The sequence below is a fragment of the Bacillus sp. RC51 genome, assembly GCF_044908115.1.
GTDB classification, from domain to species: domain Bacteria; phylum Bacillota; class Bacilli; order Bacillales; family Bacillaceae_G; genus Bacillus_A; species Bacillus_A mycoides.
Map to the genome: position 1 here is coordinate 42,887 of NZ_JBIYCW010000024.1, position 6,838 is coordinate 49,724.

Consider the following 6,838-nt stretch of genomic DNA (forward strand, 5'->3'; position numbering starts at 1 on the left):
AATACCTCCTCTTTTTAAAATAATGTTTATCCTTGTGCGCTTTGAATTAAGCCTTGCAACTTTTTGGTGCTTACTTCTTGTGGATAATTTTCACTAATAAATTGTTGTCTTAATTCTTTTGCTAGACTTGACTGCAAAGAATCGTTTAGGACCTTTTCAATCGTGCCCACCATATCTTCAATAGAGTGATTTACAAGCCAATCTAATTTATCAAAATACTTATAATCTCTATCCTCTAATAACGATTTATAAACAACTACAGGTATATCTAATAACATTGCCTCTAACCCAACTGTTGAATTAGAAATAACCACAAGATTCGCATGTAAAATAACATCATACATGTTCACTTCATTTGTTATATATTTAACATTAGGATATACGTTACTTAACCGAACATATTCTCCCACTAGGTTACGCCCTTTTTCCCAAGGATGAGGCTTTATAATAACTGTGATATTTTTGCCTTTAACTAATTCTTCTGTCAATTCGATATAAAATGAAGTTTTAAATGGCTGGGTTGCAATAAAAACTACTTTTGTAGAGGGGTCTATTTTTAATTGTTTAAAAAGATTCTTTTTATCCATATATACCCTATCGAAGATATCATCATATCTGGGATGCCCTATAACCTCAATTTGAGATTCACTGACCCCTTTTTGAAGGTACCAATCTCGTTCATATCTTCCATATACAACCTGTTTTGTAGCGAAAACTGGAAAGTATGCTTCTTCACCCATTATCGCACCATGCTGAAGACAATAACTCGGTATCCCTTCACTTTTAGATAGAAAAGTAAGAGCTCTGCTTGCTATATCCTCCGTTGTGCCAACAATCACACCAGAAATAAATTGTTCTTTAAATATGAAATATGCCATATTAAGTTTCTCAATCATAATAGGGAGGTCGCTGAGTAATTTTTTTTGAAAAAACATGTTTGAAAATAGTGGATGTTTATTAAACTTTGAATAGATTTTTTTAGCCTTTTCGATGAAAACATGTGCAGTATTAGGGGCTTTATTTATATAATCTGGTGCACAAATTGTAGGAAGACCATAAAGTTCTGTCTTTTTTGATCTAGTTAATATCTTTGTATGATTTGGATTAAAGTGAGTAAAATTACTTACTGAAAAACGGAGATAATCTGAATTCAGGAGAATCACTCCATTTTGATTTATTCTTTTTATCTTTGATTGAAATGAAGACATTCTTTTTTCAAACTCTAACTGCAACTGTGTTTCCTCTATAGGTTCAATTGACAGTTGTTTATAAAAATCTTTTTCTTTCATTTTATTTTTTACATCTTCGTCCAAATATTGATAGAAATTACTCAGTAATGGTAAAGGAACATTATAATGCTTTAATTCAGAAAAAACATTTATATATTCTAGATTTAATAACCAGTAATTTTTCAAATAGATGTCACTCAATATTTCACCCTCTTTTTTTCCTTAAGTCTTCTCTTAATTCTTTACATGTTCTTTGTGATGGTAATAATTGTACAAATTCATTTTTTTCTTCCGCAAATAACTGCGCATGTATTGAATGTGAAGTAATATAATTGATATCTAAAATTTCATCTAAAGGATAAAAATCCCAATAATGATTTAATCTCCAAAAAAAGCGTGCATCTCCTATACGATAAAACTGAGGGTCTTCATCCCAGTAAGTACTCCACCTTTTTTCAAGAATCGGCAAAACAGATGCTCTATGCATTATAGAACAATGATCAATTGCGCATGGCGCATTATTAGTGACTTTTTTTGCAGGCCTTTCAACAGTTTTGATAGGTAAATCTGATTCATCTAGATGGATCGTTTTTGATGCAGAATATACAATTTGAACATCTTTATTCTCATCAAGATAACTAGACATCATTTTAAGTCGCTCTTTTTCGTATTGATTATCATCTGTAATATAAGTAATATACTCCCCTTTTGCATGTTTAAGTGCCTCGTTAATTAAAGCAGCATATCTGACTTTTTTTGTTCGTTCAGAAATATGGGCTACATTACTTTTATAAAAGTGTACATTTTTCTTGTTTATGAATGGCTGAATCACTTTCTGAGTCAGTTCGTTAGAATCATCATCCATAATAAAAAGTTCAAAATCTTGGAAAGTTTGGTTTAATACACTTAATATCGATTTTTCTACAAATGTGGGCTTATTATAACTCGTCATAATAACTGTAATTTTAGGCAAATATTACTCTCCTCCTTATCATTAAATAAAAAATAGTTACGTTATTATATAAAGAGAAAGGACGAACCGTTCCGATAATTTTAAAAAAGATTTATATATGTAATAAAATGATAAAGTAGCTATTTTATTTGCCCATGCATCTTTTTTATAATCCGCTATAGTCTATACCATATCTATGAACAAGTAATAAACTATTTAAGTACAAAAAAGAAAATATCAATAGTTAGAAACAACTAACTCCAAAGATTCAATTAATATTCACCTGAAAATATTAAGCTATCCAAAATTCTCACAAGAGGTGACAACTTTGAAACCCCTAATTTCAATTATCCTCACTAGCTATAATAAACCTTCTTTAATTAATCAAGTTATTGAAAGTGTTCAGATGCAAACTTTTAAAGAATGGGAACTTTTTATTATGGATGATAACTCTTATCCAGATACTATAAATATCATAAAAAAGTATTTAGATGACCCTCGAATTTATTATAAGAATAGTTTTATACAAGGTAATGAAAGATATAAAACCACAAGATATGCAACGCTCATTAATGAGGCGCTTCCATTAACATGCGGAGATTATATTTGCTATTTAACCGATGATACTATGTACGTTCCAAATAGATTAGCTGAAATGTTATCTTTCTTACAAAAAAGTCCTGAAATAGATGTGGTGTATTCTTCTCAGCACGTAAAATGTGTTGATTATAATCTACAACCTACTCATGAATATGTAAGAAAAGCCTCGGAAATTTTATATACAGCTGCAAATGTTGTGGATCACTGTTCAGTTATGCATACAAGAAGAATTTTATTAAAGGTTTATCAAAAATACAGTAATTATTGGGAGACCGATCCTCTATATTGGTTTAACGGAGATGCAATGTTTTGGAAACGTCTAAATACATTCCAACCTTTCTATCCTATTAACAAAGTGCTCGATATTACTTTCAAAACACCTTTTTCCTTCCAAAATCTATATGCCAACCTCCCATCTAAAGATTTAAATGGTATATTGCTTAGAAATTCACAAGGTGACGTATTTTTAGTTGATAATTATAAACGTAGGCCCATATCAAAAGAAATGCTTTCTTACTTCAAATATAATCAAAATCAAATTGTCCCAATACCTGAACCATTTATTTACAAATACACAGAAGGACCACCTATATCTCTTACAGAACCCATTCCAAATTTACGTGTTGTAAAAAATGAAAAAGGAGAATTATTTTATATAGAAAATAATCAAAAACGTCCATTTATTAACACTACAGCATTTCGCAAGTTTAAATTTTCAGCTCAAGAAATTATTAAAGTTTCGCAACGTAGTTTAGATGAATTTTCAGATGGACCACCTATTTACCCGAAATTATCTAATTACACGATTCTACCTGAAGGGAAAGTATTTATCTATCATCACAATTATTTCATTATGACAGATCGCATGCTTCACCCAATAGATAAAGACATGTTACAAAAACTGTATCTATTAAAGAACTGTATACCGATTTCAAAAACTAGCTTATCCTACTTTAAAATTGGTCCTCCTATTTCATCATATCCATCTCACTTAGCTGAAGAGTACCAAGAAGACTGACAAACGAGATTGTGCCAAGAAGGACTATCCCCATGCCCCATCAACTTAAGAAAAGTAAGCACCCCAAAACAAAAAAATGAGCTGTTTTCTCAAAATATCTACCTGTAGAGAAAGAAAGTTTTCATTTAGGGGGTACTTCAAAACCTTAGCTTGCTAGTAGGGGTCACCATCTATCAATATTAGTAATGCAGATAACATCATCCTATCGAATAATAAGAAATATATATAATGCCATACTTCATCATTATTGCATGCTTGTTTCTTTCATCTTTCACAACAAATTCTATATGATAATAGGTGCACTTCTTCTCTTCATGAAGTTTTGATGTACCATTATGACTCTCTCAATTCTGTCAAAACAGTCACTTCTTTTTTTTATTTTTCCTTTCTCAAATAGTTCTGATTTTCCCATTGATTCTTTTAGGTTCTGGTGCAAAAATAAAGTAAAAGAGAATAAAGCATATATATTCCTAACGGAATCGTATCTTATGCTACAAGTCCAAACAATTGATGAACGAATTCTTTCTGATTTTGGATAGACTGGTTCCGTAAATTAATCTGTTCTTTTTTAATCATATGCATGGCTTCTACTCCAGAAAGAATGGATATAGCTGTGTCAAAAGATTTGAGCCCTAGCATAGAACGGATACGCTTCTTTATAAAGCGATGATCTTGTTCTACTATATTATTCAAGTACTTTTGTTGTCTAAGTTGCATACCATCAGGTATGCTTTTTTCTTTTTTCAACAGTTCAATTTCTATTGGATAAGCCGGATTCTTATCGACTGTTATCACACGTGGCTTTGATACATGAAAAGACCGCAAAGCTTTCTTGAAAAAGCGCTTTGCAGCCTTTCGGTCTCTTGTTTTGCTTAGACAAAAATCGATTGTATTTCCTTTCGAATCAACAGCACGGTACAGGTACATCCATTGCCCTTTAACTTTTATATATGTTTCATCAACTCTCCAAGAGTCATTAGGTTTGCTTAAGGTGACGACGAATTCGTTTGTCCAATTCCGGGCCATACTGATGAACCCAACGCATAATCGTGGTATGAGAAATAGATAAGCCCCGTTCCTTCATCATTTCCACCAAATCACGAAAACTGAGGTTATACCGTAGGTACCATCTTACCGTTAACAAAATTATATCAGGCTGATAATGCTTCCATTTGAACAAATTTTCCTTTTTCATACTGATCACACACCTTTTCTAGAGTAGTAATATCAGTATGTCCAAGTTTTATAGATTTTTTGCACCAGAACCAGCCAACCCGTTCCTAATCCAAGTGAAAATACTGGAATCCCTATAAGGAAGTAGTGTTTTGAAAAACTCCCACTTGTAGTACCAAATAATCTCTAAAACATCCTTAAAACTTGTCGGACCCCACATTCCCCTCACCCCTTATCATCCCCTTAACAACAAACAAGACGGCAGCGCCTACGATAATTGCTATTGGTTTAATCACTACTTCACCAACAATCCTAATTCACGTAGGATTCCTGAGAACTAATAACCATACGCAAAACCTACAATACAAATTCCTGGAGTGTATCTATGTTCTAAATCTTCATTGTACGTTTTCTTATAATAAGCTAGTTTAGAATCAATGTTATGTTTGTCGTTAATAATTACTTCATCGCTAGGAAATCCATCCATTTCAATCTGAACAGCTACATACTCTGCTTCTTCATTTACAGCTTCATTAAAACACTTTTCTAATTCCTCTAATGTTACACCCACCATTAACCTTCTATTTAAATGTACATTTTGCTCAATAAAAAAGAGCACCCACGTCAGTAGATGCTAAAATATGTGAATGGACTTCTCGATGAGCATTGAATAGGATATAAGCGGTTAACTTGTCCTACACTATACTATATGATTTCTTTATCAAAATAGTTCATCAAAAAGGCACCTTATCCAGGTGCCCTTTCGTGAACATAGAGGTAACACTAAAACGCAGCAATAAACTTGATATCGTGGTGTGTCAATATCATTCTATGCTCGATATTCCCTAATATGCTTAATGGTTAATGTGTAATTTCTATATAACAAAGAAAAAAGCACCCGTTTTGGATGCTTTTTTTGTATTTAATCCTTCTTCTCTTTTACCACTAAAGAGAATACATTGTCCAAATTAACCATACGATCTCCAAATCTGAAGAATCTAGCTTCTCTTGCTTGTATAGAATTTTCTATAGCAGCAACTGTTACTGTCTTTTTATACTCAATTTCAAATTCGTGTTGTTTACCATCGACTGCTTCTATGCTTATTATAAATTTTTTCATTTACTTATTCCCCACCTCTCCCAATCTATCTATTCGACAGAAAAGAAGAATATCCTACAAAACAAAAAGCCATCACCGAAGTGACAGCCCCTGAAGGGGAAGAGAGAGAACAAATGGCAATAAGTATCTCTTCAAGCCTCTGCTATTCTAGATACTCTCAGTCTTCTCGTTTATACTCCGTAGAGTCGGCTACTTAATGTCATTTTCGCCAATGTCGAATTATAAAAGATTTATATCCAGACGCATATGTTTCTTCCTACGCCTTGTTTGAACCAACACATAAAACTGAGGGGAATGTTCAGCTGTATTGGCTCAAACAAAGAGCGGAAGCTCTCTGCTCGGTTAATCGTTTAAGAAGAACAGCCTGACTTATATCGGTGATTGTCGGTAGCAATTACTAATATAATTTAGACTTTCCTTCTTTTATGACATGCAGTTCATTCAATCAAACCATCATATCCAATTGGTGCCGATCTAGTTTTAAGTACATGTAATACTCCAACTCAGTTTTAGAATCAAACTATATACCATCAATCATGATCGGCTTGCTCTTAATCTTCGGTTTCCTCTTTTTCTGTACTTTCACTTTTTGTTTATTTTTAAGAGGTTTAGTCTTTTTCTTTTTAATCAACTGCTAATCTCACTTTCTAATAGTTGCGATAGGTAAGACTTTGAAGTTATCTCCATCTTTTCCCCCGCTTAGCACTGTACGTGCGACTTTCATCGCATACAGCGCCCCATCTTAT

6 protein-coding genes are annotated in these 6,838 nt (G+C 32.7%); 1 reads left to right on the forward strand and 5 read right to left on the reverse strand.

Annotated features, from left to right (window positions below; translation table 11 throughout):
- Positions 1 to 26: 26 nt before the first annotated feature.
- The gene (locus ABH959_RS28150; protein WP_404493467.1) at positions 27 to 1,430 is read right to left on the reverse strand and encodes a CDP-glycerol glycerophosphotransferase family protein; all 1,404 of its coding nucleotides are present in this window, start codon (positions 1,428 to 1,430) and stop codon (positions 27 to 29) included.
- A 4-nt stretch (positions 1,431 to 1,434) separates the two neighbouring features.
- Positions 1,435 to 2,202, reverse strand: a complete 768-nt coding sequence (locus ABH959_RS28155; RefSeq protein WP_016093944.1) for a glycosyltransferase family 2 protein — start codon at positions 2,200 to 2,202, stop codon at positions 1,435 to 1,437.
- Positions 2,203 to 2,509: 307 nt separating this feature from the next.
- Between ABH959_RS28155 and ABH959_RS28160 the strand changes: the two genes are divergently transcribed.
- Positions 2,510 to 3,799, forward strand: a complete 1,290-nt coding sequence (locus ABH959_RS28160) for a glycosyltransferase family 2 protein (RefSeq protein ID WP_016093943.1) — start codon at positions 2,510 to 2,512, stop codon at positions 3,797 to 3,799.
- A 486-nt stretch (positions 3,800 to 4,285) separates the two neighbouring features.
- Here the strand turns inward: ABH959_RS28160 and ABH959_RS28165 are convergent.
- From ABH959_RS28165 to ABH959_RS28175, 3 genes are all read right to left on the reverse strand, one after another.
- A protein-coding gene (locus tag ABH959_RS28165) for an IS6 family transposase (protein ID WP_404493468.1) occupies positions 4,286 to 4,994 on the reverse strand; the annotation gives its coding sequence in 2 pieces (ribosomal slippage) (positions 4,286 to 4,783 and positions 4,785 to 4,994; 708 coding nt in all).
- 315 nt (positions 4,995 to 5,309) lie between these two features.
- The gene (locus tag ABH959_RS28170; RefSeq protein WP_016097159.1) at positions 5,310 to 5,543 is read right to left on the reverse strand and encodes a hypothetical protein; all 234 of its coding nucleotides are present in this window, start codon (positions 5,541 to 5,543) and stop codon (positions 5,310 to 5,312) included.
- 351 nt (positions 5,544 to 5,894) lie between these two features.
- Positions 5,895 to 6,092, reverse strand: coding sequence for a hypothetical protein (locus ABH959_RS28175; RefSeq protein ID WP_002069589.1), 198 nt, complete (start codon positions 6,090 to 6,092; stop codon positions 5,895 to 5,897).
- Positions 6,093 to 6,838 lie beyond the last annotated feature (746 nt).

What these genes read in the sequence shown, in the direction of transcription:
- ABH959_RS28175 (WP_002069589.1), bottom strand. Translation starts at nt 6,092, where the DNA reads ATGAAAAAATTTATAATAAGCATAGAAGCAGTCGATGGTAAACAACAC.